At 61.8% G+C, this 25,349-nt stretch carries 22 protein-coding genes; 16 read left to right on the forward strand and 6 right to left on the reverse strand.

Features of this window, described 5'->3' with window-relative positions; genetic code table 11:
• The first annotated feature begins 10 nt into the window (after positions 1–10).
• Genes pgaB through pgaD form a run of 3 tightly spaced genes read left to right on the forward strand, consistent with a single transcriptional unit; the run spans position 11 to position 3,863 of the window.
• On the forward strand, positions 11–2,014 hold the full coding sequence (pgaB, locus tag RHP75_RS02465; RefSeq protein WP_311090328.1) for a poly-beta-1,6-N-acetyl-D-glucosamine N-deacetylase PgaB: 2,004 nt from the start codon (positions 11–13) through the stop codon (positions 2,012–2,014).
• Complete coding sequence (gene pgaC / locus RHP75_RS02470; RefSeq protein WP_311090329.1) at positions 2,011–3,351, forward strand: poly-beta-1,6-N-acetyl-D-glucosamine synthase; 1,341 nt, start codon at positions 2,011–2,013, stop codon at positions 3,349–3,351. Before pgaB ends, pgaC begins: the two co-directional genes overlap by 4 nt.
• Positions 3,348–3,863 (forward strand): poly-beta-1,6-N-acetyl-D-glucosamine biosynthesis protein PgaD, encoded by a 516-nt coding sequence (gene pgaD, locus RHP75_RS02475; protein ID WP_311090330.1) that lies wholly within the window; start codon positions 3,348–3,350, stop codon positions 3,861–3,863. The genes pgaC and pgaD overlap by 4 nt, the downstream gene beginning before the upstream one ends.
• Before the next feature lie 62 nt (positions 3,864–3,925).
• Here pgaD and RHP75_RS02480 read toward each other — a convergent pair whose 3' ends face one another.
• Complete coding sequence (locus RHP75_RS02480) at positions 3,926–6,103, reverse strand: malate synthase G (protein WP_311090331.1); 2,178 nt, start codon at positions 6,101–6,103, stop codon at positions 3,926–3,928.
• Positions 6,104–6,402: 299 nt separating this feature from the next.
• Here RHP75_RS02480 and RHP75_RS02485 point away from each other — a divergent pair, with 299 nt between their 5' ends.
• Both RHP75_RS02485 and RHP75_RS02490 read left to right on the forward strand, forming a co-directional pair.
• Entirely contained in the window at positions 6,403–6,849 is a 447-nt protein-coding gene (locus RHP75_RS02485) for a GNAT family N-acetyltransferase (protein ID WP_311090332.1), read from the forward strand.
• Positions 6,850–6,870: 21 nt separating this feature from the next.
• On the forward strand, positions 6,871–7,389 hold the full coding sequence (locus tag RHP75_RS02490) for a glycine cleavage system protein R (protein WP_090255057.1): 519 nt from the start codon (positions 6,871–6,873) through the stop codon (positions 7,387–7,389).
• Positions 7,390–7,843: 454 nt separating this feature from the next.
• On the opposite strand, the gene rarD is transcribed toward RHP75_RS02490, so the two are convergent.
• The 4 genes from rarD to RHP75_RS02510 form a co-directional block, all read right to left on the reverse strand.
• A complete protein-coding gene (gene rarD / locus RHP75_RS02495) occupies positions 7,844–8,737 on the reverse strand; it encodes an EamA family transporter RarD (protein ID WP_311090333.1) in 894 nt (297 codons plus the stop codon).
• A gap of 140 nt (positions 8,738–8,877) precedes the next feature.
• Positions 8,878–9,450, reverse strand: coding sequence for a DUF4166 domain-containing protein (locus RHP75_RS02500; protein WP_311090334.1), 573 nt, complete (start codon positions 9,448–9,450; stop codon positions 8,878–8,880).
• Positions 9,451–9,485: 35 nt separating this feature from the next.
• Positions 9,486–10,460: a serine/threonine protein kinase gene (locus RHP75_RS02505; protein WP_311090335.1), complete on the reverse strand. Its 975-nt coding sequence runs from the start codon at positions 10,458–10,460 to the stop codon at positions 9,486–9,488.
• Between the two features lie 54 nt (positions 10,461–10,514).
• A complete protein-coding gene (locus RHP75_RS02510) occupies positions 10,515–11,249 on the reverse strand; it encodes a ComF family protein (RefSeq protein WP_311090336.1) in 735 nt (244 codons plus the stop codon).
• An 80-nt stretch (positions 11,250–11,329) separates the two neighbouring features.
• On the opposite strand from RHP75_RS02510, the gene bioB reads away from it, so the two are divergent.
• The 11 genes from bioB to RHP75_RS02565 all read left to right on the forward strand — a co-directional run bounded on the left by bioB (position 11,330) and on the right by RHP75_RS02565 (position 24,513).
• A complete protein-coding gene (gene bioB, locus RHP75_RS02515; RefSeq protein ID WP_311090337.1) occupies positions 11,330–12,388 on the forward strand; it encodes a biotin synthase BioB in 1,059 nt (352 codons plus the stop codon).
• A 107-nt stretch (positions 12,389–12,495) separates the two neighbouring features.
• Complete coding sequence (gene bioF, locus RHP75_RS02520) at positions 12,496–13,677, forward strand: 8-amino-7-oxononanoate synthase (RefSeq protein ID WP_311090338.1); 1,182 nt, start codon at positions 12,496–12,498, stop codon at positions 13,675–13,677.
• Positions 13,670–14,401 (forward strand): alpha/beta fold hydrolase, encoded by a 732-nt coding sequence (locus RHP75_RS02525; RefSeq protein WP_311090339.1) that lies wholly within the window; start codon positions 13,670–13,672, stop codon positions 14,399–14,401. Before bioF ends, RHP75_RS02525 begins: the two co-directional genes overlap by 8 nt.
• Complete coding sequence (gene bioC / locus RHP75_RS02530; RefSeq protein ID WP_311090340.1) at positions 14,394–15,200, forward strand: malonyl-ACP O-methyltransferase BioC; 807 nt, start codon at positions 14,394–14,396, stop codon at positions 15,198–15,200. Before RHP75_RS02525 ends, bioC begins: the two co-directional genes overlap by 8 nt.
• A 63-nt stretch (positions 15,201–15,263) precedes the next feature.
• Entirely contained in the window at positions 15,264–15,953 is a 690-nt protein-coding gene (gene bioD, locus RHP75_RS02535; protein WP_311090341.1) for a dethiobiotin synthase, read from the forward strand.
• Between the two features lie 96 nt (positions 15,954–16,049).
• On the forward strand, positions 16,050–16,349 hold the full coding sequence (locus RHP75_RS02540; protein ID WP_160014726.1) for a hypothetical protein: 300 nt from the start codon (positions 16,050–16,052) through the stop codon (positions 16,347–16,349).
• Between the two features lie 153 nt (positions 16,350–16,502).
• Complete coding sequence (locus RHP75_RS02545; protein WP_311090342.1) at positions 16,503–17,195, forward strand: putative metalloprotease CJM1_0395 family protein; 693 nt, start codon at positions 16,503–16,505, stop codon at positions 17,193–17,195.
• Between the two features lie 165 nt (positions 17,196–17,360).
• Complete coding sequence (locus RHP75_RS02550) at positions 17,361–19,166, forward strand: phenylacyl-CoA dehydrogenase (RefSeq protein ID WP_311090343.1); 1,806 nt, start codon at positions 17,361–17,363, stop codon at positions 19,164–19,166.
• 188 nt (positions 19,167–19,354) lie between these two features.
• Positions 19,355–20,644: a GGDEF domain-containing protein gene (locus tag RHP75_RS02555; protein WP_311090344.1), complete on the forward strand. Its 1,290-nt coding sequence runs from the start codon at positions 19,355–19,357 to the stop codon at positions 20,642–20,644.
• A 110-nt stretch (positions 20,645–20,754) separates the two neighbouring features.
• Entirely contained in the window at positions 20,755–22,551 is a 1,797-nt protein-coding gene (locus RHP75_RS02560) for an acyl-CoA dehydrogenase C-terminal domain-containing protein (protein ID WP_311090345.1), read from the forward strand.
• A gap of 183 nt (positions 22,552–22,734) precedes the next feature.
• Complete coding sequence (locus tag RHP75_RS02565; RefSeq protein WP_311090346.1) at positions 22,735–24,513, forward strand: acyl-CoA dehydrogenase C-terminal domain-containing protein; 1,779 nt, start codon at positions 22,735–22,737, stop codon at positions 24,511–24,513.
• A gap of 73 nt (positions 24,514–24,586) precedes the next feature.
• Here the strand turns inward: RHP75_RS02565 and RHP75_RS02570 are convergent, their stop codons facing one another.
• Positions 24,587–25,219 carry a HutD family protein gene (locus RHP75_RS02570; protein ID WP_311090347.1) on the reverse strand — a complete coding sequence of 211 codons (633 nt, stop codon included), beginning with the start codon at positions 25,217–25,219 and terminating at the stop codon, positions 24,587–24,589.
• Between the last annotated feature and the right edge of the window lie 130 nt (positions 25,220–25,349).

A 25,349-nucleotide genomic window follows, 5' to 3' on the forward strand; every position in this document is an offset into this window, starting at 1 on the left:
GATTTCCCCCATGGGCTTTTTTTCCCGCTGCGGCCTGCTCGGGCTGGTCGCTTTGTTGCTCGGCGCTTGCGCCGTTTCCGCTCCGCCCTTCACTCCGCCGCAGCAGCGTATGCAGGCGGCAGGTGAAAGCCCGTGGCCGCAGGGCAAGGTGCTGGCGCTGGCCTATCACGACGTCGAGGATGCCGATGCCAGTCAGGCCTATATGTCGGTGCGCTCCGCCAACCTGATCGAACAGCTGGCCTGGCTCAAGGCCAACGGTTACCAGGCGGTGTCGGTGGATCAACTGCTGGCGGCCCGTCAGGGTGGCCCGGCGCTGCCGGATAAAGCCGTGCTGTTGAGTTTTGATGACGGTTACAGCAGCTTTTACACCCGCGTTCTGCCGATCCTCAAGGCCTATCAGTGGCCTGCCGTACTGGCCCCGGTGGGCGTCTGGATGGACACGCCGGCCGATCGTCCGGTGGATTTCGGCGGCCTGCCAGTGGCGCGTGAGCGTTTTGTAACCTGGGCGCAAATCCATGAAATTGCCGCCAGCGGTTTGGTGGAGATTGCTGCGCACACGGATGCGCTGCACTACGGCGCCTTGGCCAACCCCCAGGGTAATGTGCAGCCGGCCGCCGTGACGCGTTTGTACGACCCGCAGCAGAAACGCTATGAGAGCGACGCCGAGTACAGCGCGCGCATCGGCCAGGATGTGGCGCGCATCAGCGCCAAGATCGAGGCTGCCAGCGGCCGTGCGCCGCGCGTCTGGGTCTGGCCTTATGGTGCGGCCAGCGGCACGGCGTTAAAGATCGTCGGTGACAATGGCTACGAGCTGGCGCTGACCCTGGAAGATGGCCTGAGCGCCTTCGCCAGCCTGCAGCAGGGGCCGCGCTTTCTGCTCAATGGCGACCCGGACACCAGTCGCTTTGCCGCCGCTATCAGCGCGGTGGAAGAAGCAGAGCTGATGCGCGTGGCGCATGTTGACCTGGATTATGTCTACGACGCCGACCCACAGCAGATGGATGCCAACCTCGGCAAACTGGTGCAGCGGATTGCCGATCTGCGCATTACCACGGTGTTTCTGCAGGCCTATGCCGACCCCGAGGGCGATGGTCTGGTCAAGTCGCTGTACTTCCCCAACCGTCACCTGCCGGTGCGCGCCGACCTGTTCAACCGCATGGCCTGGCAGCTGCGCACCCGCGCCAAGGTCGAAGTGTTCGCCTGGATGCCGGTGCTCAGTTTTGACCTGGCTGCCAGCCTGCCACGGGTGCAGCGCTGGTCGGCGGATGGCGCGCCTGCGGTGGATGCCGAGCAGTACCGCCGCCTGTCGCCGTTCGATCCGATGGTGCGCCAGCAGATCGGCGAGATTTATGAAGACTTGGCGCGGCACGCCAACTTCTTCGGCGTGCTCTACCACGACGATGCACTGCTGTCGGATTTCGAAGATGCCAGCCCGGCGGCATTGGCGGCTTATCGCGCCGCTGGCCTGCCGGGTGATATCGCCCTGCTGCGTGGTGACGAGGACACCCTGCAACGCTGGACGCGCTTCAAGAGCCGCTACCTGATCGACTTTACCAACGAGCTGACGGCCAAGGTCCGTTCCATTCGTGGGCCGCAGGTGAAGACGGCGCGCAACATGTACGCCCAGCCGATCATCAACCCCTACAGCGAAACCTGGTTCGCGCAGAACCTCGACGACTTCCTCGCCAGCTACGACTGGACCGCGCCGATGGCCATGCCCTTTATGGAAGGCGTCGAGCAGGCGCAGGCCGATGCCTGGCTGGACAACCTGGTGCAGCAGATTGCTAAGCGCCCCGGCGCGTTGCAGCGCACGGTGTTCGAGTTGCAGGCGCGTGATTGGCGCAGTGGCAGTGCCGGACCGATCGACAGCCAGCTGCTTGCCCAGTGGATGCGCCGCCTGCAATGGAATGGCGTGCGCAACTACGGCTACTACCCCGACGACTTCATCAATGACCAGCCGCGTGTGCAGAGCATTCGTCCGGCGTTCTCCAATGCCTGGTATCCGTTGCCATGATTGATCGTATCTATGCCCTGCTGATTCTGCTGCTGGTGCTTGGCGCGCCGGTGGGCGTGGCGCTGAGCCTGACCGGAGATGTGCTGCTGGACTTCGTATTTTTCTACCCGCTGTTTATGTCAGCGCTGTGGATCACCGGTGGCTGTTATTTCTGGCTGCACTGGGAGCGCCACTGGCCCTGGTCCAATACCGGCGAGGTGATGCCGCCGGAACTGGCCGGCGAGCCGTTGGTGTCGATCCTGATCCCGTGCTTCAACGAAGGCGAGCACGCGCGTGAAACCATCGGCGCGGCGTTGGCACAACGCTATTCGTCGATTGAAGTGATCGCCATCAATGACGGCTCCAGCGACAACACCGGCGCCGTGCTCGACCAGCTGGCTGCCGAAGAGCCGCGTCTGCGCGTGCTGCACCTGGCGCAGAACCAGGGCAAGGCAGTGGCCCTGCGTATGGGTGCGCTGGCGGCGCGTAGCGAGTATCTGGTGTGCATCGACGGCGATGCCCTGCTGGATCAGGACGCTGCCGCCTATCTGGTGGCGCCGCTGATCGACAACCCACGGGTGGGCGCGGTGACCGGCAATCCGCGCATCCGCACCCGCTCGACCCTGGTCGGGCGCATCCAGGTCGGTGAGTTCTCTTCGATCATCGGCCTGATCAAGCGCACTCAGCGGGTCTACGGCCGGGTATTTACCGTCTCCGGGGTAATCGCCGCGTTTCGCCGCAGCGCGCTGGATCGCATCGGCTACTGGAGCGCCGACATGATCACCGAAGACATCGACGTCAGCTGGAAGCTGCAACTCGATCACTGGTCAATCTTCTACGAGCCACGTGCACTGTGCTGGATTCTGATGCCGGAAACCCTGCGCGGTTTGTGGAAGCAACGCCTGCGCTGGGCCCAGGGTGGTGCCGAAGTGCTGCTGAAAAACGTCGGCAGCATCTGGGTCTGGCGCTTTCGCTACATGTGGCCGCTGCTGATCGAGTTCTGCCTGTCGGCTGCCTGGGCCTTCACTTTTGCCCTGTCGATTCTGCTCTGGCTGACGGGTCAAGTGGTTGAGCTGCCGGCCAACCTGCAAGTCACTAGCATGATGCCGCCGGCCTTTACCGGGCTGGTGCTGGCCTGCGTGTGCCTGGTGCAGTTCAGCCTCAGCCTGCTGATCGAGCGCCGCTATGAAGAGGGATTGGCCCGCTCGCTGTTCTGGATCATCTGGTACCCGCTGGCGTTCTGGATGCTCACCCTATTTACCACCCTGGTCAGCTTTCCCAAGGTCATGCTCAAGCGCCGCCAGCAACGCGCGCGCTGGGTCAGCCCGGATCGTGGCATCAAACGGAGTGCCTCATGAGTCTGCTGATTCGTACGCAACAAAAATGGCTACCGCGCAGCATTGACGCCCTGCTGACGCTGATTGCTTGGGTAGGGTTCGGTTATCTGCTGGTGCAGGGGGTAGCTGCGGTAATCGCCAACGATCAGCAGGGTCCACGGTTGTCGCTGGGGACGGAATTTCTGCTGACCCTGGACACCCTGCTGATCTATTTGCTGGTGGCGCTGCTGATCGGCGCCGTGCTCCTGGTCTGGGCCAAATACAACGAGCAGCGCGCCAGCGGCTATGAGCGCCGCGGGCGCATGCCGGATGTGTGTGAGGTGGGCCTGTCAGAGAATTTCCAGGTGTCGCTGGCGATTCTCGACTGTCTGCAGAACCAGCAGGTGCTGATCCTGCACAATCATGAGCATGGCGCGTTGGCGGCCATCGAGTTTCCCGGGACGGCGTTGCGTCTGCCGGTACTGGCTAGCGATAAGTTACTTGAGCAGTTGCACGATGATGAGCGCGAAACCAAAGGTGTGCAGTTGAGCTAACCAGATTCTGCCAATAAAAAACCGCCCCGAAGGGCGGTTTTTTATGCGACTGCAGCTGCCGGTTACAGGCCGTTGGCGGCTTTGAACTCGCGGCGGCGGCGGTGCAGGACTGGCTCGGTGTAGCCGTTCGGCTGCTTGGCGCCTTCGACCACCAGTTCCAGGGCAGCCTGGAAGGCGATGTTGCTGTCGAAGTTCGGTGCCAGCGGACGGTACAGCGGGTCAGCGGCGTTCTGACGGTCAACCACCGGCGCCATGCGCTTGAGGCTGGCGACGATCTGCTCTTCAGTGGCGATGCCATGACGCAGCCAGTTGGCCAGCAGTTGGCTGGAGATGCGCAGGGTGGCGCGGTCTTCCATCAGGCCAACGTCGTTGATGTCCGGTACCTTGGAGCAGCCGACGCCTTGGTCGATCCAGCGCACTACATAACCGAGGATGCCCTGGGCGTTGTTGTCCAGTTCGTTCTGGATCTCCTCGGCCGACCAGTTGGTGTCCTTGGCCAGCGGGATGCTCAGGATGTCGTCCAGCGAGGCGCGCTCGCGCTTGGCCAGCTCGGCCTGGCGGGCGAACACGTCGACCTTGTGGTAGTGCAGCGCGTGCAGGGTGGCGGCAGTCGGCGATGGAACCCAGGCGGTGTTGGCACCGGCCAGTGGGTGCATGACTTTCTGCTCGACCATCGCGGCCATCAGGTCGGGCATGGCCCACATGCCTTTACCGATCTGCGCACGACCTTGCAGGCCAGTGGCCAGGCCGATATCGACGTTCCAGTTTTCGTAGGCGCTGATCCACTTCTCGGCTTTCATGGCGGCCTTACGCACTACGGCGCCGGCTTCCATGGAGGTGTGGATTTCGTCGCCGGTACGGTCGAGGAAGCCGGTGTTGATGAATACCACGCGCTCGCTGGCGGCCTTGATGCAGGCTTTCAGGTTGACGGTGGTACGGCGCTCTTCGTCCATGATGCCGACTTTCAGGGTGTTGCGAGTCAAGCCGAGGACGTCTTCAACGCGACCGAAGATTTCGGTGGTGAAGGCGACTTCTTCCGGGCCGTGCATTTTCGGCTTAACGATATAAACCGAACCGGTGCGGGTGTTCTTACGGCTGGTGTTGCCATTCAGGTTGTGGATGGCGATCAGGCTGGTGAACAGCGCGTCCTGGATGCCTTCCGGAATCTCGTTGCCCTGGGCATCGAGAATCGCCGGGTTGGTCATCAGGTGACCGACGTTGCGCACGAACAGCAGGCTGCGGCCGTGCAGGGTCAGCTCGCTACCGTCGGCCTTGGTGTAGACGCGGTCCGGGTTCATGGTGCGGGTGAAGGTCTGGCCACCTTTGGCGACTTCTTCTGCCAGATCGCCCTTCATCAGCCCGAGCCAGTTCTTGTAGACCACGACCTTGTCGTCGGCATCGACGGCAGCAACCGAGTCTTCGCAGTCCATGATGGTGGTCAGGGCCGCTTCCATCAGCACGTCTTTGACGCCGGCGGTGTCGGTGCTGCCGATCGGGCTGGAGGCGTCGATCTGGATTTCGAAGTGCAGGCCGTTGTGCTTGAGCAGGACGGCAACAGGCGCGTCAGCTGCGCCCTGGAAACCAACCAGTTGTGCGTCGTCACGCAGGCCGCTGTTGCTGCCGCCTTTGAGGCTGACAACCAGCTTGCCGGCTTCGATGCGGTAACCGGTGGAATCGACATGGGAGCCAGCAGCCAGCGGCGCGGCTTCATCGAGGAAGGCGCGAGCGAAGGCGATTACCTTGTCGCCACGCACCTTGTTGTAGCCGCGGCCTTTCTCGGCGCCGCCTTCTTCGCTGATCACGTCGGTGCCGTACAGTGCGTCGTACAGCGAGCCCCAGCGGGCGTTGGAGGCGTTCAGGGCGAAGCGCGCGTTCATCACCGGTACGACCAGCTGCGGGCCGGCCAGGCGGGCGATTTCTTCGTCGACGTTCTGTGTGGTGGCCTGGAAGTCCGCCGGTTCTGGCAGCAGGTAGCCGATTTCCTCAAGGAAGGCTTTATAGGCAGCGGCGTCATGGGCCTGGCCTGCGCGGGCCTGGTGCCAGCCGTCGATCTGCGCCTGAATCGCATCGCGTTTGGCGAGCAGCGCACGGTTTTTCGGGGCCAGGTCATTGATGACCGCTTCGGCACCCGCCCAGAACTTATCGGCAGCAATGCCGGTACCGGGGATGGCTTCGTTGTTCACGAAGTCGAACAGCACTTTGGCAACCTGCAGGCTGCCTACTTGAACGCGTTCAGTCATCACTTGCCTCACTCTGCTCAGCTCTACTCAATAGCCGCGTCGGACATGGGAAATACGTCATGTAGTCCGAGGCGCGGCATACTACATCAAGATCCGGGGAAAATCAGTGGGTGCGCGTCGCTCTGCGACCAAGAAGTGCTTTGCAGTCACTGTGTGTGGCGTATTGTCGCGGTAAACTTTGAATATTGTTTCATAAAAGTTAAAAAACAGTACACAGTTTATTGCGCATGTTTCTCGATCTACTGCTATAGGCGCGCCTGCCTATACTGCTGCTCCACCGTTTATGGAATGTGATCACCATGCATATACAGGCAGCCACTGCTGTGGATCTGGATGAACTGGCCGAGCTGTTTGGCGCGTATCTGCGCTTCTATGAGGTGCCCAAGCCTCAGTCGCAGGTGCGGGACTTTCTCGCCGCGCGCCTGCGCAACAAGGATTCGACCATCCTGCTGGCGCGAGATAATCAAGGTGTGGCGCAAGGCTTCGTCCAGCTCTATGCCTTTTTCTCTTCGTTGGCACTGCAGCCAGCCTGGCTGCTGAGTGACCTGTACGTCAGCGAGCAGGTGCGCCGCCAGGGTGTTGGCGAGGCGCTGATGAACGCCGCTCGCGCTCATGCCGAGTCCACCGGAGCCTGCGGTTTGCAGTTGGAGACGGCAAAGAGCAATCTGCCAGGACAAGCCCTCTACGAACGCTTGGGTTATGTGCGTGACGAGGTGTTTTTTACCTATTGGCTGGCGCTCAAATAAGCCTCGTATAAGGAGTTGTTTATGGATCATCTGGTATTGACGGTTATTGCCCAGGACCAGCCGGGGCTGGTCGAACGCATCGCCCAGTGCATCAGCGAGCACGGCGGTAACTGGCTGGAAAGCCGCATGTCACGCATGGCCGGACAGTTCGCCGGGATCCTGCGGGTGGATGTGCCGCTGGACGCGCATTCCGGCCTGGTCACGGCGCTGGAGGAATTGCAGGCCCATGGCATTCGTGTGCAGATCGCCGCAGGCGGCACCGAGCCGGTAACGGTTTGGCAGGCCATTCGCTTGGAGCTGGTGGGCAATGATCGTCCGGGCATCGTGCGCGATATCACCCGCCTGCTCAGCAGCCATGGGGTCAACCTGGAAAGCCTGAACACCGAAGTGGTGCCTGCGCCCATGAGCGGCGAGCTGCTGTTCCAGGCCCAGGCCGTGCTGGGTGTGCCGCAGAGCCTAAGCCTGGAGCAGTTGCAGACGCACCTGGAAACCCTGGCTGATGATCTGATGGTGGAGCTGAAGCTGCAGGTCGAAGACTAGCAGGCCGTTGAAACTACCTGCGTTGGCAATCCGGCGTTAAAAACAGGCTCGGCAAGCCGCTTGCGGCTAACGCGCTTTAGCGCGGCCCGGAGGGCAAGTGAAACGAGTAATGCTCATTTGCACCAGCAATCTCGCGTGCGAGCTCAGTCCGCTTCCTCGCCGTTTTGACCAGCCGGAGGCTGTTACTGGCGTAGCGCCTTGTCTTGCCTGCCTCGCCTACGTTTCAACAGCCAGCTAGAGCCGCTGTTTATCCACGATCCATGTGGATAACTCTGTGCGTAGCATGAGGAGCCCCGGAGCACTGCCTAGTGCCCCGGGGCTTTTTGCTAAGTGCTTATTTTTTAAGCACTTAGCAACTTGTTGTGCACAAAGGCCGGGGATGCTTCTGTGGATAAGCCGGGGGCAACTGGCTGCAGACCAGCTGCCTCGGGCGTTACAGAGTGCTGGTTGTTTTTTAGTCAAGTTGGCGTTTACGTAGACTTAGCCAGGCATCCACGCTGTAGATCGCCAGCCCCGTCCAGATGCAGATAAAGGCCAGCAGCTTGCTCGGGTCGAAATGCTCCCCGAACAGGAAGATCGCCTGCAGCAACACCAGTGTGGGAGCCAGGTACTGCAGGAAGCCCAGGGTGGTGTAGGGCAGGTGGCGAGCGGCGGCGTTGAAGCACACCAGCGGCACCAGAGTAATTGGGCCGGCGGCGATCAGCCAGAGCGCTTCCGGGGTGCTCCAGAAATCAGCCTGGGTGCTCATCGCAGCTGGGTGCAGGATTAACCAGCCGAGCGCCAGCGGGAGCAGTAGCCAGGTTTCCACCACCAGGCCGGGCAGGGCAGCCACCGGCGCTTGCTTGCGAATCAGCCCGTAGAAACCGAAGGTCAGCGCCAGTACCAGGGACACCCAGGGAATGCTGCCCACCTGCCACAGCTGCTGCAGCACACCCAGCGCTGCCAGGGCCACGGCCAGCCACTGCAGACGTCGCAAACGCTCGCCGAGGATCAGCATGCCCAGCAGCACGTTGACCAGCGGGTTGATGTAATAGCCCAGGCTGGCTTCGAGCATGCGCTCGTTATTTACCGCCCACACATACACCAGCCAGTTGCTGGCGATCAGCACACCGCTCAAGGCCAGTACGGCAAAGCGTTTGGGATTGTTGAGCAGCTCGCGTAGCCAGCCGGGGTGCTTCCACACCAGTAGCAACAGCGCGCCGAACAGCGCGGACCAGAGTGCGCGATGAACGATGATTTCCAGCGCTGGCACGCTCTGGATGGCTTTGAAATAGAGCGGGAACAGGCCCCAGATGATGTAGGCGGTCAGGCCGAGAATATACCCGCGACGCGGGTTGGCGGTGGCCATGCTGGGTCCTTGCTTAGGCTGCTAACGAGAGGGTTGCGATTCTAGTCGGCGTGGCAGGGACTTGTCTGGCCGTTCAACTTTGTTATTAACGCCACATGACTAATTAGCGTAAGCCTGGCTTTACAGGGCCTTGGCAACTGTTATGGCGTGTGGTCGTGCAACTCGGCTGTCGCGCTCTCCAGTTGCAGCGCCCCGCTGTAGCTGAGCAGGTTGCCAAGCAGGGGCAGACTGAAGCCGACGTAGAAGTGATAGCGGCCATTTTCAATACGTTTGTAGGCCTCGGTACGTGGCAGTAGCCATAGTGGAATGCGCACTCCGTGCAGCCAGGCCTTGAGCGGCCGCCAGTACCAGCCGCCTTGGCGAATATCTACCGCCAAGGCCAGTGTCAGTGCCCCGGTGGACTCCAGCCAGTAACCATCTGGCCAACTGCCACTGGGCTGAAAGCGTGAGTAGAGCACGGCGGAGTTGGCGAAGCAGCGGTTCCAGTGCAGGCAGTCATCTGTACCATGGATATCCACTTGAAATGCCACAGGTGTGTGCTCTGTTGGAATGCCCAAACGTGTCGCCAGGCGTGTCCCGACGATTCCGGCAAGATCGCGACCTAGTTGCAGATCGACCTGTCCATGCAGCTTGCCGCCCTGCTGGTGTAGCTGTTGCAGCAAAGGATTTAGTTGAACAAAGCCCGGACCAAACCAGCGTTCGACGATGGACATAGAGAACTCCTTTCTCGATTAGAGGTGTTGCCGGTTTAGAACAGCTTGAGCGGTTCTTCATCCAACGCCGACAGCTGCTCGCGCAGGATCAGTATCTGATCGCCCCAGTAACGCTCGCTGCCGAACCAGGGGAAGCTCATGGGGAAGGCCGGGTCGTCCCAGCGCCGTGCCAGCCAGGCGCTGTAATGCATCAGGCGCAGGGTGCGCAGGCCTTCGATCAGCGGCAGTTCACGCGGGTTGAAATCGTGAAACTCCTGATAGCCGTCCATCAACTCCGACAGTTGGCCGAGGCGTTCGTGGCGGTCGCCAGCCAACATCATCCACAAATCCTGCACTGCGGGGCCCATACGGCAGTCGTCGAGGTCGACCATATGGAAGGTCTCGTCGCGGCACAGCAGGTTGCCGGGGTGGCAGTCGCCATGCAGACGAATCGCCTGTACCGGGTAAGCGGCGAACAGCGCATCCAGACGCTTGAGCAAGTCGCGGGCCACCGATTCGTAGGCCGGCAGCAGGCTGCGTGGAATAAAGTTGCCATCGAGCAGGGTGGCCAGCGATGCATGGCCGAAGTTGCTTACCTGCAAGGCCTCACGGTGGGCAAACGGCTTGAGTGATCCGACCGCATGCAGGCGGCCGAGCAGTTGGCCGAGGCGATACAGTTGGTCGAGGTTGCCGGGCTCCGGCGCGCGGCCGCCACGGCGTGGGAACAGGGCGAAGCGAAAGCCCTGGTAACTGAACAGGGTTTCGCCGTCGCGTACCAGCGGCGCAACCACCGGTACTTCGCACTCGGCCAGCTCGAAGGTGAAGCTGTGCTCTTCGCGAATTGCTTCATCGGTCCAGCGATCAGGACGGTAGAACTTGGCGATCAGCGGCGTCTCGTCCTCGATGCCAACCTGATAGACGCGATTTTCATAGCTGTTCAGCGCCAGTACGCGGGCGTCGCTGAGGTAGCCGATGCTCTCCACGGCATCCAGCACCAGGTCGGGTGTGAGTGCGGCAAATGGATGGGACATGGGTAACTCCAGCAGGTGGGCCGCAAAGTGTAACCCTTAACCGCCGTTAGCCGCTCAGTCGCCAGGTTTCGGTGTGCGCGCCAGGCAGTAGACATCAACCCGCGCCGCGCCGGCCTTCTTTAATAGATGCGCCAGACTTTCGGCGGTTGCACCGGTGGTCAGCACATCATCGACCAGTGCCACATGCAGGCCGCTGACTGCACTGTTCGGCGCCAAGGCGAATGCTTTTCGCAGGTTGCGTTTACGGGTGGCCGCATCCAGCTGCTGTTGCGCCGGTGTGTCGATCACCCTCTGCAGCCAGTGTGCCTCTTGCGGCAGTTGTAGGCTGGCGCTCAGCCATTCAGCAAGCAGGCCGGCCTGGTTAAAACCGCGCTGACGTTGGCGTTTGTCCGCCAGGGGCACGGGCAGCAGCAGGTCGGGGCGCGGCAACCCTTCATCGAAAGCATGTTGCAGGTGGTGTGACAAAAGCTCACCGAGCAGACGTCCCAATGGCCACTTGGCCTGATGCTTGAACCGGGTAATCAGGCTGTCGATGGGGAAGGCGTAGCGCCAGGGCACTTCGACTTTGCTAAAACTCGGCGGCTTCTTCAGGCAGGCCCCGCATACCAAGCCTTGGCTGGGCAGCGGCAGAGCGCAGACCTGGCAATGCCCGCCAAGCCAGGGCAGCTCGGCTTCGCAGCTGGTGCAGATGGCCAGCGCGGCGTCTGCGGCTTCATCGCAGAGTAGGCAGGTTTGCTTGCTTTTTAACCAGTTGTAAACCGGGTGCTGTGAGTTGGGTTGACAGCGCATACGCCTTCCATAACTATGCCGAACATCCGTGTCGCGTCCGCTGAATCTAGCAGGACGCCGCCAACAATAAGGAATTACCGATGAGCGCCACTACCGCCGCCAACCTGCGTCACGACTGGACTCTTAGTGAGGTCAAGGCGCTCTTCGAGCAACCGTTCAACGACCTGCTGTTCCAGGCGCAGACCGTGCATCGCGCGCATTTCGACCAGAACCGCGTGCAGGTCTCGACCCTGCTGTCGATCAAGACCGGCGCCTGCCCGGAAGACTGCAAGTACTGCCCGCAGTCCGGCCACTACAACACCGGCCTGGAAAAGGAAAAGCTGCTGGAAGTGCAGAAAGTGCTGGAGGCCGCCGCCGAGGCCAAGGCCATTGGCTCCACCCGTTTCTGTATGGGCGCGGCGTGGAAGCACCCGTCGGCCAAAGACATGCCCTACGTGCTGAAAATGGTCGAGGGCGTTAAAGCGCTGGGCCTGGAAACCTGCATGACCCTGGGCAAGCTGGATAAAGAACAGACCCAGGCCCTGGCCGCTGCCGGCCTCGACTACTACAACCATAACCTCGACACCTCGCCGGAGTTCTACGGCAACATCATCACCACCCGCACTTACGCCGACCGCCTGGAAACCCTGGCCTATGTGCGTGATTCGGGGATGAAGATCTGCTCCGGTGGCATCCTCGGCATGGGCGAGTCGCTGGATGACCGCGCTGGCCTGTTGATTCAGCTGGCCAACCTGCCGGAGCACCCGGAGTCGGTGCCGATCAACATGCTGGTGAAAGTCAAAGGCACGCCGCTGGCTGATGAGCAGGATGTCGATCCGTTCGACTTTATCCGCATGCTCGCCGTGGCGCGGATCATGATGCCGCAGTCGCATGTGCGCCTGTCCGCTGGCCGCGAGGCGATGAATGAGCAGATGCAGGCCCTGGCGTTCTTCGCCGGCGCCAACTCGATTTTCTACGGTGAAAAACTGCTGACCACCGCCAACCCGCAAGCCAATCAGGATATGCAGCTGTTCGCCCGCCTCGGCATCAAGCCGGAAGAGCGCGAAGAGCATGCCGATGAAGTGCATCAGGCGGCCATTGAGCAGGCCCTGGTCGAACAGCGTGATTCCAAGCTGTTCTATAACGCCGCTTCGGCCTAAACCGCTGTTTATGCAGAAGCCTGTTTGCGGCGGTTCGGCCTCTCGGTGATCGCCGCAGATCGCTGATGGATCGGGTCTTCGCAAACGGGCATCTGCCAGGTCTGCCTATGCCTTTCGACTTATCCGCTCGCCTCGCCGAGCGCCGTACCGCCAACCTCTATCGTCAGCGCCCGCTGCTGGAATCACCGCAGGGGCCGCTGGTGCAGGTCGATGGCCGGCAATTGCTGGCCTTCTGTTCCAATGATTACCTCGGCCTGGCCAATCACCCGCAGGTGATCGAAGCCTGGCGCGCCGGGGCAGAGAAATGGGGAGTGGGCGGCGGCGCCTCGCATCTGGTGATCGGCCACAGCACACCGCATCACCAGCTCGAAGAAGCGTTGGCCGAGTTCACCGGGCGCCCTCGCGCGCTGCTGTTTTCCACCGGCTATATGGCCAACCTCGGTGCGGTCACCGCCCTGGTCGGACAGGGCGATAGCGTGCTGGAGGATCGGCTTAACCACGCCTCCCTGCTGGATGCCGGCCTGCTTAGCGGCGCGCGGTTTTCCCGTTACCTGCATAACGATGGCGTCAGTCTGGCCAATCGTTTGCGCAAGGTGAGCGGTAATACCCTGATCGTCACCGACGGTGTGTTCAGCATGGACGGTGATCTGGCCGATATGCCGTCGCTGTGTGCTGAGGCGCGCCGCGCGGGTGCCTGGGTGATGGTCGATGATGCCCACGGTTTCGGCCCGTTGGGCACCACCGGCGGTGGGATTGTCGAGCACTTCGGCCTGGGCCTGGACGATGTACAGGTGCTGGTTGGCACCCTGGGCAAGGCCTTCGGCACGGCCGGTGCGTTTGTCGCAGGTAGCGACGATCTAATCGAAGCCCTGGTGCAGTTCGCCCGCTCCTATATCTACACCACCAGCCAGCCGCCGGCGCTGGCCTGCGCCACCCTGAAAAGCCTGGAATTGCTGCGCAGCGAGCATTGGCGGCGTGAACACCTGAATGCCCTGATCAAGCGTTTCCGCGAAGGTGCGCAGGCCATTGGTCTGGAGCTGATGGACAGCGCCACGCCGATTCAGCCGATCCTGATCGGCGACAGTGGTCGCGCTCTGCAGCTGTCGCAGATGCTGCGCGAGCGTGGTTTGCTGGTCACCGCGATTCGTCCGCCCACCGTACCAGCGGGTAGCGCGCGGCTGCGCGTCACCTTGTCCGCAGCGCACAGCCTGGAACAGCTGGAGCTGCTGCTGGAGGCTTTGGCTGAATGCTGGCCGCTGCTGACGAGCGAGGCGGCCGTGCATGCGTGATCGACTGATTCTGCTACCCGGCTGGGGTCTGGGCACGGCGCCCTTGCAGCCGCTGGTCGAGGCCTTGCGTGGTATTGATCCGCGTCTGCATGTCGACATCGAGCCGTTGCCGATGCTGGGGTCCAGCGATCCGGCCGAGTGGCTGGATGAACTGGATGCCACCCTGCCTCAGGACACCTGGCTCGGCGGCTGGTCCCTAGGCGGCATGCTTGCCGCTGAGTTGGCGGCACGCCGTGGCGAACGCTGCAGCGGCTTGCTGACTCTGGCCAGCAACTTGCGTTTTGTTGCCGAACCAGGCTGGCCTGCGGCTATGCCCGCCGAGACCTTTGATGCGTTCCGCCAGGGCTGCGCCGTTGATGCGTCCACCACCCTGAAGCGTTTTACCCTGCTTTGCGCCCAAGGCGCGGTGGATGCTCGCGGCCTGTCGCGGCAGTTGCTCGGTGCCGCTCCGTTGGCGCAGTCCGCGACTCTGCTGGCCGGGCTGGATTTACTGGCGAACCTGGATGCGCGGGCGGCGCTGCAGGCCTTTGTCGGCCCGCAGTTGCATCTGTTTGCCGGCGCCGATGCGCTGGTCCCAGCCGGCGCCGCGCAGGCCTTGCTGGAGCTGTTGCCGGATGTCGAAGTCGGCCTGATTGATAACGCCAGCCACGCCTTTGCCCTGGAACGTCCGCATGAAGTTGCCGCGGCGATTCAGGCCTTTCTGCATGAGGCCTGTGATGACTGATCTGGCCCATGACCCACTCGGCGGCCTGCCGGATAAACGTCAGGTGGCGGCGTCGTTTTCCCGCGCAGCGCAGAGCTACGACAGTGTGGCGGCTCTGCAGCGCAACGTGGGCCTGCAGCTGCTGGCGCAGTTGCCGGCGGCGATCAGCCCGACGCGTTGGCTCGATCTGGGGTGCGGCACCGGCTATTTCAGCCGTGCGCTGAGCGAGCGTTTTCCGCTCAGTCAGGGCGTGGCTGTGGATATCGCCGAAGGCATGCTGCAGCACGCTCGGCCGTTGGGTGGCGCGCAGCATTTTATTGCCGGCGATGCCGAGCGCCTGCCGTTGCGCGAGGCGTCCTGCGACCTGCTGTTTTCCAGCCTGGCGCTGCAATGGTGCGCGGATTTTTCTGCGGTGCTCAGTGAGGCCGCACGGCTGCTGCGACCAGGTGGCGTGCTGGCGTTCAGCAGCCTGTGTGTCGGCACCCTGCAGGAGCTGCGCGACAGTTGGCAGGCGGTGGATGGCTTTGTCCACGTCAACCGCTTCCGCCGCTTTGAAGATTATCAGCGCCTGTGTGATGACAGCGGGCTGGCGCTGCTCAGCCTGCAAACCATGCCGGAAACCCTTTACTACCCTGATGTACGCAGCCTGACCCATGAGCTGAAAGCTCTGGGCGCGCACAACCTCAATCCAGGACGGCCCGGCGGTTTAACCGGACGGGCGCGCATGCTGGCATTGCTTAACGCCTATGAGCAGTTCCGTCAGCCACAAGGCCTGCCAGCGACCTATCAGGTGGTCTACGGCGTATTGCGCAAGGGTTGAGATAAGCCCCGCTTGCCCAGAGTTACTTCAGAACGTAGCCAATACCCCTCGTCAGAGATCGCTATGAGCCAAGCATTTTTCGTTACAGGCACCGACACCGAAATCGGCAAAACCACCATCGCCGCCGGGCTGCTGCACGCGGCACGAATGGCCGGGCTGTCGACTGCTGCGGCCAAACCGGTGGCATCCGGCTGTGTGCGCACAGCGGATGGTCTGCGCAACGACGACGCGCTGGCATTGCTCGGTGAATGCACCCTGACGCTGCGCTATGACGAGGTCAATCCGCTAGCCTTCGAGCCGGCGATTGCCCCGCATCTGGCGGCGCGCGAGGCAGGTGTATTGCTGGATGTTGCCGCGTTGCAGGGGCCGGTGCAGGCGATTCTAGACAAGCAGGCAGACTTTACCCTGGTCGAAGGGGCGGGCGGCTGGCGGGTGCCGTTGGCCGGGGATGCGGCGCTTTCTGATCTGGCGATTGCCCTGCAGTTACCGGTGATTCTGGTGGTCGGCGTGCGCCTGGGCTGCATCAATCAGGCGCTGCTCAGCGTCGAGGCCATCCTGCGTGACGGCCTGCCGTTGGCGGGCTGGGTGGCCAATCTAGTCGATCCGCACACCTCGCGGCTTGAGGACAATCTGGCAACCCTAGCCGAGCGTCTGCCGGCGCCTTGCTTGGGTTATCTGCCGCGCCTGGCCGAAGCTACGCCGGCTGCGGTTTCCGGCTATCTCAATCTCGATCTATTGCACCGCGCGCTATAAGCAGGCCAAGTGCCATAGCCTTTTGCTTGTACGTTTTTCGAGCAAATTCTGCTTCAATTGAAGCTGTTAGTGGTTTGCCATAGCGGGAGCTTGGGCATGGAAATTTCTGGAAGCGCCTTCAACTCGGGCATCAGCACCATTCAGTCCGGCCAGCGCCGGGTCGATCAGGCTGCGGCGGATATCGCCAGTAATGCGGTTACCCAGCCACAACAGCCGACCTCCACGCCGCCGGCCAATCAGGTCAACCCTGCGCCGAGTTCGGCCGAGCAGACACGTCCCGATCTGGCGGAAAGCCTGGTGGCCCTGCGCCAAGGTCAGAATGAGGCTGAAGCGGGTGCCAAGGTGGTGAAAACCGCCGATGAAGTGCTCGGTACCCTGATCGATACAACGGCCTGAGTCGCCCGCCCCGAGCGTACTCATGCCTGGCAATGAGGCAGCACTTGCGGGGCGAGGAGTCATTGCATGCAGATTGGCGGCGCAACGTCTTATCCTGCGCCTGCAGCAACTCTACTGCCGGCTCGGCCTCTTGCGTCCTATGTTTCCCCTGATGTGTCCCCCGATATCACTCGCGCCGCTCAGGCGCCGATAACCGCTGCCCAGCCATTGGCCGATGAGCAATCGGCCTCGTCGCGTGAAGAGGCGGACAAACCTGCCGACTCCTCGGCCAATCCCGATAAAGCCAAGAGCCGCGAAGGCGAAGCCAGCCCTCAGCAGCAACGTCTTGAGCAGCTGGAAATCGCCAAGTTGGTCAGCCGTGATCAGGAGGTGCGCACCCACGAGCAGGCGCATGCGGCCGTCGGTGGCCGCTATGCCGGTGCTCCGAGCTACACCTATGAGCGCGGCCCGGATGGTAAGCGCTACGCGGTGGGCGGTGAGGTGAGCATCGACACCAGTCCGATCCCGAATGACCCCGAAGCCACCCTGCGCAAGATGGAAGTTGTCATCCGGGCTGCACTGGCGCCCGCTGAGCCCTCTGCGCAGGATCGGCAAGTGGCCGCGCAAGCGCAGTTACAGATGGCCGAGGCCCGTGTCGAGCTGGCGCAACAGCAGCGCAGTGAGGTGGAGGCCGCCAGCGAAGCGCGTGCCGAGCAGCGTGAAAAAGAGGACGAAGAGACGCCTGAGGATGAGGAAAAATCCACTACGGCTGTCCAGCAGGATTTGCCTCCACCACCTAGTCTTGATTTGTACAGGCAGCTCAGCGGTTTGCAGACGCCGGCCCCGGTTGTCGATCTGGTGGCCTGAACGGCGCTTGGGGTGCTTGACATTAAATAGGCATAAACGTATGTTTCAAACGCTTGTTTGATTAGCTCGATTGCCAAGGGGCAGTCGAGCGCCGGGATTGCTCCCGAAAACGACCGAATATCCGGTCACCTACACACTAAGAATCCACCGCAGAGGTTAACCGCTATGCCTGATTACAAGGCCCCCTTGCGTGATATCCGTTTCGTACGCGACGAACTGCTCGGCTACGAAGCGCATTATCAGAGCCTGCCTGGCTGCCAGGACGCTACTCCGGACATGGTCGACGCCATCCTTGAAGAAGGCGCCAAGTTCTGTGAGCAAGTGCTGTCGCCACTGAATCGTGTAGGTGACACCGAAGGTTGCACCTGGTCCCCAGAAGGCGTGAAAACCCCTACTGGTTTTAAAGAGGCCTATCAGCAGTATGTTGAAGGCGGCTGGCCGAGCCTGGCGCACGACGTTGATCATGGCGGTCAAGGTCTGCCTGAGTCGCTGGGTCTGGTACTGAGCGAAATGGTCGGTTCTTCCAACTGGTCGTGGGGCATGTACCCAGGTCTGTCGCACGGCGCGATGAACACCATCTCCGAGCACGGCACCGACGAGCAGAAGCACACCTACCTGACCAAGCTGGTATCCGGCGAGTGGACTGGCACCATGTGCCTGACCGAGCCGCATTGCGGCACCGACCTGGGCATGCTGCGTACCAAGGCCGAGCCTCAGGCTGACGGTTCGTACAAGGTTTCCGGTACCAAGATCTTTATCTCCGCTGGCGAACACGACATGGCCGATAACATCGTCCACATCGTGCTGGCCCGCCTGCCCGACGCGCCGCAAGGCACCAAAGGCATCTCGCTGTTTATCGTGCCGAAATTCTCGGTCAACGCTGACGGCTCTGTTGGCGCACGTAATGCCGTTTCCTGTGGCTCGATTGAGCACAAGATGGGTATCCACGGTAACGCCACCTGCGTGATGAACTTTGACGGCGCCACCGGTTACCTGATCGGCCCAGCCAACAAAGGCCTGAACTGCATGTTCACCTTTATGAACACGGCGCGTCTGGGTACTGCTCTGCAAGGTCTGGCCCACGCCGAAGTCGGCTTCCAGGGCGGCCTGAAGTACGCTCGCGAGCGTCTGCAGATGCGTTCTTTGACTGGCCCGAAAGCGCCGGACAAAGCCGCTGACCCGATCATCGTCCACCCGGACGTGCGTCGCATGCTGCTGACCATGAAAGCCTTCGCTGAAGGTAATCGTGCGATGGTGTACTTCACTGCCAAGCAAGTGGACATCGTCAAATACAGCAAAGATGAAGCGGAGAAGAAAGCTGCAGACGAGCTGCTGGCCTTCCTGACGCCAATCGCCAAAGCCTTCATGACCGAAGTCGGCTTCGAAGCCGCCAACCACGGCATGCAGATCTACGGTGGCCACGGCTTTATCGCCGAGTGGGGCATGGAGCAGAACGTTCGCGACTGCCGTATTTCCATGATGTACGAAGGCACCACCGGCATTCAGGCCCTCGACCTGCTGGGTCGCAAGATCCTGATGACCCAGGGCGGTGCGCTGAAGAACTTCACCAAGATCGTGCACAAGTTCTGCCAGACCAACGAGTCCAACGACGCCATCAAAGGTCTCGTCGAGCCGTTGGCCAAGCTGAACAAAGAGTGGGGCGATATCACCATGAAGATCGGCATGGCCGCGATGAAAGATCGCGAAGAAGTCGGTGCCGCTTCGGTGGATTACCTGATGTACTCCGGCTACGCCTGCCTGGCTTACTTCTGGGCCGACATGGCGCGTCTGGCTGCCGAGAAGCTGGCTGCTGGTGCTGAAGACGAGGCTTTCTACAAGGCCAAGCTGCAGACTGCCAACTTCTACTTCGCACGCATCCTGCCGCGTACCCGTGCGCACGTTGAAGCCATGCTGTCTGGCGCCAACAACCTGATGGACATGGCCGAAGAAGACTTCGCGCTGGGCTACTAAGCCGCCGTCCTGTAAGGTCAAAGAAACCGCCACCCTTCGGGGTGGCGGTTTTTTTATGCCTGTTATTTAGGCGGCATGCGGCACAGTCGGCAGCTTGTCGATTTGCCTGTCAGGTTCCGTGCGCAACGTGCGCGTTACAGGCAAACTGCGCGGCGTTGTCCACTTTTTATCGCTGTGTGGAGCCCGTCTTGTCGCGTCTTGCTGCTGTGCGCTTCAGTCATTTTCTGCCTTCGCTGCTGCTTCTGTTTGGCGGCTTGCTGGTGGCGCGGCTGGCGGTGTTGAGCGAGTTTTTCACTTCGTTGTTCAATGTGCTGCCGACCCTGCTGCTGTTGCTTGGTGGGGCGTTCTGCCTGGTCTATGGCCGCCAGCGTGAGGTGTTTCTGCTGTTGGCGCTGTACCTCGGCTACTTCCTGCTCGATACCCAGGTTGATCATTTCCGTGCCACGGGGCAGGTACGCAGTGATGCGGCGCTGATCTTTCATCTGTGCAGCCTGTTGCTGCCACTGCTCTATAGCCTGTATGCCGCCTGGCAGGAACGTACTCATCTGCTGCAGGATCTGATTGCCCGGGCCGCTGTTCTGCTGGCAGTCGTTGCGGTGGCGGTGGGTCTGGCGCAGCGCTTTCCGGAAGCGCTGCTGCACTGGTTGTCGCGGGTGCGCTGGCCGGCGCTGCAGGTCGAATGGTTGGCGCTGGTGCAGTTGGCCTACCCGGTATTTATCCTCGGCCTGATTCTGCTAGTGGTGCAGTACCTGCGTGCGCCACGGCCGTTGCATGCCGCGCAGTTGCTGGGGCTGTGCGGCCTGCTGTGGATGCTGCCGAATACCTTTATTTTGCCCAATGCACTGAATGTGATGAGCAGCCAGATTATGCTGATTCTGGTCGCTGCCGTGGCGCACGAGGCCTATCAGATGGCCTTTCGCGACGAGCTCACCGGCCTGCCGGGGCGCCGCGCTTTGAATGAGCGCCTGCAGCGTCTGGGTCGCAGTTATGTGATCGCCATGGCCGACGTTGATCACTTCAAGAAATTCAACGACACCCATGGTCACGATGTTGGCGATCAGGTGCTGCGCCTGGTCGCCGCCCAGCTGCGCAAGATCGGCGGCGGGGGCAAGGCCTACCGTTATGGAGGTGAGGAGTTCACCCTGGTGTTCCCCGGCAAGACGCTTGACGAATGCCTGCCGCACCTTGAAGTGGTGCGCCAGGCCATCGAGGCCTACCGCATCCAGCTACGCGACAAACAGCAGCGCCCGCAGGACGACAAGCAGGGGCGGGCGCGGCGTGCTGGCAGCGCGGCCAATCAGGTGTCGGTGACCGTCAGCATGGGCGTGGCCGAGCGCGGGCTGGAGCAGCGCAGCCCGGAAGAGGTACTCAAGGCCGCCGACCAGGCGTTGTATAACGCCAAGAGCGCTGGGCGTAACTGTGTGCGCAGTCATGGTCAGCGGCGCGGTGCAGTCAAGCTGGAAGCTTCGCGCAACTGAGGCTGCCGGCTAATGGCAGTGTATTCAGCATCTGCACTGTGATTGTTGCGGCGCAGCATGGGCCTTAGCGTAGAGCACTAATCCACGCTCTAGCTGACGGAGATGCCAGCATGCCCGAGTACAAAGCCCCCCTGCGCGATATGCACTTTCTGATCGACGAGGTCTTCGACTTTCACGCCGGCTACGCCGCGATGGGCGCCAGCGATGCCACACCGGATATGGTCAGCGCAATCCTCGCCGAGGGTGCGAAGTTCTGCGAGCAGGTACTGGCCCCACTGAATCGCTCCGGTGATGAAGAAGAATGCCAGATCAACGACGGCGTGGTGACCACACCCAAGGGCTTCAAGGAAGCCTTTACCCAATACGTCGAGGGCGGCTGGAACGGCCTGGCGGCGGACCCGGCTTACGGCGGTCAGGGGCTGCCGCATTCCCTCGGGCTGCTGATCGGCGAAATGGTCGGCGCCAGCAACACCTCTTGGGGCATGTACCCCGGCCTGACCCACGGCGCGATGTCGGCGATCCACGCCCACGGCACTGAGGAGCAGAAGCAGACCTACCTGAGCAAGCTCACCGAAGGCAGCTGGACCGGCACCATGTGCCTGACCGAGGCGCACTGCGGCACCGACCTCGGCCTGATCAAGACCCGCGCCGTGCCCCAGGCCGATGGCAGCTATGCCGTGACCGGCAGCAAGATCTTTATCTCCGCCGGCGAGCACGATATGAGCGAGAACATCGTGCACCTAGTGCTGGCCAAGCTGCCCGATGCGCCGGCTGGCACCAAGGGCATCTCGCTGTTTATTGTGCCCAAGTTCCTGCCTAACGCTGAAGGTCAGGCAGGGGAGCGCAATGGCGTCAGCTGCGGCTCGATCGAGCACAAGATGGGTATCAAGGCCTCGGCCACCTGCGTGATGAACTTCGACAGCGCTACGGGCTACCTGATCGGCGAGGCCAACAAGGGCCTCAACTGCATGTTCACCATGATGAACCATGCACGCCTGGGCACTGGCATGCAGGGGCTGTGTCTGGGGGAAACCAGCTTCCAGGGCGCGATCAAGTACGCCACTGAGCGCCTGCAGATGCGCGCGCTGACCGGGCCGAAGGCGCCGGATAAAGCTGCCGACCCGATCATCGTGCATCCCGATGTGCGGCGCATGCTGCTGACCATGAAAGCGTTCAACGAAGGCAACCGCGCCCTGGCCTATTTCACCGCGCAGCTGATTGACCAGGCGCACCGCGGCGGCAGCGCCGAACAGCGTGAAGAGGCAGAGAACCTGCTGGCCTTCCTCACGCCGATCTGCAAAGCCTTTATGACCGAGACCGGCCTGGAGGTGACCAACCACGGTATGCAGGTGTTCGGCGGCCATGGGTTTATCCGCGAGTGGGGCATGGAGCAGTTGGTGCGCGACTGCCGCATTGCACCTATCTATGAAGGCACCAACGGCATCCAGGCCCTCGATCTGCTTGGGCGCAAGGTGCTCGGCAGCCAGGGCAAGCTGCTGCGCGGCTTTACCAAGATCGTCCACAAGTTCTGTGAGGCCCAGGCCGAGCATCCGCAGCTCAAGGGTTATGTCGCTCAGCTGGCGACGCTGAATCAGCAGTGGGGCACGCTGACCCAGAAGATCGGCATGGCCGCGATGAAGAACCCGGACGAAGTCGGCGCGGCGTCGATGGATTACCTGATGTATTCCGGTTACGTCATCCTGGCGTACTTCTGGCTGCGCATGGCCCTGGTTGCCGAGCAGAAGCTGGCGGCGGGCGCGGGTGATGCCGCGTTCTACCAGGCCAAGCTGGCGACCTGTGAGTTCTACTTCAAACGCCTGTTGCCGCGTACCGCCCCCCATCTGGCCGGTGCCGAGGCGGGTAGTGAGTGCCTGATGCGTTTGCCGGCTGAACATTTCGCCCTCTGACCAGCGGTTGTAACCCTGACAAAGCCCGCCACCCGGCGGGCTTTGTCGTTATTCAGGTATCAGGTGGCCTAGCAAACGACTGGTGACTTGTTGGTCACTACGCGACGCTATGTGTCTAAAAAGTTGTTCGGTTAGACTCCATGCACATCTTTACACCTGCTGCTTCGTCCGAGGATTTGCCCCATGGCTGACTACAAAGCTCCCCTGCGCGATATGCGCTTCGTGCTCAATGAAGTGTTTGAAGTTTCCAAGCTGTGGGCCCAGTTGCCGGCCCTGGCTGAAGTGGTCGATGAAGACACGGCTGCGGCGATTCTCGAAGAAGCCGGCAAGGTCACCGGCGGCGTGATCGCCCCGCTGAACCGCAGCGGCGACGAAGAAGGCTGTTCCTGGGCCAACGGTTCGGTGAAAACCCCAGCCGGCTTCCCAGATGCCTACAAAACCTACGCCGAAGGCGGCTGGGTGGGCGTCGGTGGTGACCCGGTATTTGGCGGCATGGGCATGCCCAAGGTGATCTCGGCTCAGGTCGAGGAAATGGTCAACTCGGCCAACCTGTCGTTCGGTCTGTACCCGATGTTGACCGCCGGCGCCTGCTTGTCGATCAACGCCCACGCCAGCGAAGAGCTGAAAGAGAAATACCTGCCGAACATGTACTCCGGTGTCTGGGCCGGTTCCATGTGCCTGACCGAGCCGCATGCCGGCACCGACCTGGGCATCATTCGCACCAAGGCCGAGCCGCAAGCTGACGGCAGTTTCAAGATCAGCGGTACCAAGATCTTTATCACTGGCGGTGAGCACGACCTGACCGAGAACATCATCCACCTGGTACTGGCCAAGCTGCCGGACGCACCGGCTGGCCCGAAAGGCATCTCGCTGTTCTTGGTGCCGAAAGTCATGGTCAATGCCGACGGTTCGCTGGGTGAGAAGAACTCGCTGTCCTGCGGCTCCATCGAACACAAGATGGGCATCAAGGCCTCGGCCACCTGCGTGATGAACTTCGACGGCGCCACCGGCTGGATCGTCGATGCGCCGAACAAGGGCCTGGCCGCTATGTTCACCATGATGAACTACGAGCGTCTGGGCGTTGGCATCCAGGGTCTGTCCCTGGGTGAGCGCAGCTACCAGAACGCCGTGGAATATGCCCGCGACCGTATCCAGAGCCGCGCGCCGACTGGCCCGGTGGCCAAGGACAAAGCTGCCGATCCGATCATCGTGCACCCGGACGTGCGCCGCATGCTGCTGACCATGAAAGCGCTGAACGAGGGCGGCCGCGCCTTCTCCAGCTACGTGGCCATGCAGCTGGACACTGCCAAGTTCAGCGAAGACGCCGCCACCCGCAAACGCGCGGAAGAGCTGGTTGCCCTGCTGACGCCGGTAGCCAAGGCCTTCCTCACCGATATGGCGCTGGAAACCACCACCCATGGCCAGCAGATCTTCGGCGGCCACGGCTATATCCGTGAGTGGGGCCAGGAGCAGTTGATCCGCGACTGCCGCATCACTCAGATCTACGAAGGCACCAACGGTATCCAGGCGCTCGATCTGGTCGGCCGTAAAGTGGTCGGCAGCGGCGGCGCGTTCTACAAACACTTCGCTGAAGAGATCAAAGCTTTCACCGACAGCGCCGACGCCTCGCTGGCCGAGTTCGTCAACCCGCTGAAAGATGCCATCGCCAACCTGGAACTGATGACCAGCGACCTGCTGGAACGCGCCAAGGCCAACCCGAACGAAGTCGGTGCCGCCTCGGTCGAGTACCTGCAGGTGTTCGGCTACACCGCCTACGCCTACATGTGGGCCCTGATGGCACGCACCGCGCTGGCCAAGCAGGATCAGGACGAGTTCTACGTGAGTAAACTGGGCACCGCGCGCTTCTTCTTCGCCCGCCTGCTGCCGCGTATCCACTCGCTGACTGCATCGGTTAAAGCCGGTAGTGAGAGTCTGTATCTGCTCGACGCCGCGCAGTTCTAACGGCGTTTGCTGTAAAGCAAAGCCCCGGCCAAGTGCCGGGGCTTTTGCGTTTAAGGGCTGGATTTTTCTGGCGCTAAAGCCAGTTGTCGCCTAGCCGATCAATGGCCTCCTGCCCGGCGCTGGTCGGCTCCAGTCGCGCCAGGTAGAGGCCGCTGCGGCCTTGGTTGGTCAGCCGCCAGGGGCCGGCTTCGTTTTGCACCAGCAAGCCTTGCCCGACGCTCAGGCTAATGGGGGCGTTGTCGGCCCTGGCGCACGTCAGGCCTGCGCCGCTGCAGCAGTAGATAAACAGCACGGCGCTGCTGCCGAGCCACTGCTGGCCCTGCAGCTCGCGGTAGTGCAGGCGGTGCTGCCAGCGGCTGCGACGGCTCATCAGATTGAAGTCCTGCACCGGACCATCCAGCAGTTTGGTCTGCACATCCAGCTCGCCGGGAAAGGCCACCACCGGGGTGTGGCTATCGAGCTCAAGGCTGACCTGCTCGGGCAGATTCAGGCGCAGGCCCGCGCCGCTGAGCAGGCCCAGGCTGCGGTCGATGCCGGGGTAATGAGAGAAGGGGCCGGCGCTATCCACCCGCGCACTGCTGATACGCCAGTCGAAATCGTCCAGGCCCGCGTCCGGCGGTGCGATGGCCAGTTCCAGGGTTACGCCCTTGCCATTCTTCCACGGCAGTTGGCGGGCGGTGCTGCTGTCGATAATTCGGATGCTCACGGTCATTACTCGTGTTGATCGTTTGTTTATGTATATACATTAAAGGTTTGCCGCTGTACAAATTCGCGGTGAGTCGAGCGCGACAGTTCGTCTGCTGTGATGCGGGCTGTTGCATAGCCTGCGCTGCCTG

It is taken from the genome of Pseudomonas sp. SG20056 (assembly GCF_031764535.1).
Taxonomy (GTDB): domain Bacteria; phylum Pseudomonadota; class Gammaproteobacteria; order Pseudomonadales; family Pseudomonadaceae; genus Aquipseudomonas.

Excerpts from the sequence above, each read along its gene's own strand:
- pgaD (WP_311090330.1), top strand. The coding sequence starts at position 3,348 with ATGAGTCTGCTGATTCGTACGCAACAAAAATGGCTACCGCGCAGCATT.
- RHP75_RS02550 (WP_311090343.1), top strand. The coding sequence starts at position 17,361 with ATGCCTGATTACAAGGCCCCCTTGCGTGATATCCGTTTCGTACGCGAC.
- rarD (WP_311090333.1), bottom strand. The coding sequence starts at position 8,737 with ATGGCCACCGCCAACCCGCGTCGCGGGTATATTCTCGGCCTGACCGCC.
- RHP75_RS02505 (WP_311090335.1), bottom strand. The coding sequence starts at position 10,460 with ATGTCCCATCCATTTGCCGCACTCACACCCGACCTGGTGCTGGATGCC.
- RHP75_RS02525 (WP_311090339.1), top strand. The coding sequence starts at position 13,670 with ATGCGTGATCGACTGATTCTGCTACCCGGCTGGGGTCTGGGCACGGCG.
- RHP75_RS02490 (WP_090255057.1), top strand. The coding sequence starts at position 6,871 with ATGGATCATCTGGTATTGACGGTTATTGCCCAGGACCAGCCGGGGCTG.
- RHP75_RS02485 (WP_311090332.1), top strand. The coding sequence starts at position 6,403 with ATGCATATACAGGCAGCCACTGCTGTGGATCTGGATGAACTGGCCGAG.
- pgaC (WP_311090329.1), top strand. The coding sequence starts at position 2,011 with ATGATTGATCGTATCTATGCCCTGCTGATTCTGCTGCTGGTGCTTGGC.
- RHP75_RS02480 (WP_311090331.1), bottom strand. The coding sequence starts at position 6,103 with ATGACTGAACGCGTTCAAGTAGGCAGCCTGCAGGTTGCCAAAGTGCTG.
- pgaB (WP_311090328.1), top strand. The coding sequence starts at position 11 with ATGGGCTTTTTTTCCCGCTGCGGCCTGCTCGGGCTGGTCGCTTTGTTG.
- bioD (WP_311090341.1), top strand. The coding sequence starts at position 15,264 with ATGAGCCAAGCATTTTTCGTTACAGGCACCGACACCGAAATCGGCAAA.
- RHP75_RS02510 (WP_311090336.1), bottom strand. The coding sequence starts at position 11,249 with ATGCGCTGTCAACCCAACTCACAGCACCCGGTTTACAACTGGTTAAAA.
- bioF (WP_311090338.1), top strand. The coding sequence starts at position 12,496 with ATGCCTTTCGACTTATCCGCTCGCCTCGCCGAGCGCCGTACCGCCAAC.
- RHP75_RS02560 (WP_311090345.1), top strand. The coding sequence starts at position 20,755 with ATGCCCGAGTACAAAGCCCCCCTGCGCGATATGCACTTTCTGATCGAC.
- RHP75_RS02500 (WP_311090334.1), bottom strand. The coding sequence starts at position 9,450 with ATGTCCATCGTCGAACGCTGGTTTGGTCCGGGCTTTGTTCAACTAAAT.
- RHP75_RS02565 (WP_311090346.1), top strand. The coding sequence starts at position 22,735 with ATGGCTGACTACAAAGCTCCCCTGCGCGATATGCGCTTCGTGCTCAAT.
- RHP75_RS02540 (WP_160014726.1), top strand. The coding sequence starts at position 16,050 with ATGGAAATTTCTGGAAGCGCCTTCAACTCGGGCATCAGCACCATTCAG.
- bioB (WP_311090337.1), top strand. The coding sequence starts at position 11,330 with ATGAGCGCCACTACCGCCGCCAACCTGCGTCACGACTGGACTCTTAGT.
- bioC (WP_311090340.1), top strand. The coding sequence starts at position 14,394 with ATGACTGATCTGGCCCATGACCCACTCGGCGGCCTGCCGGATAAACGT.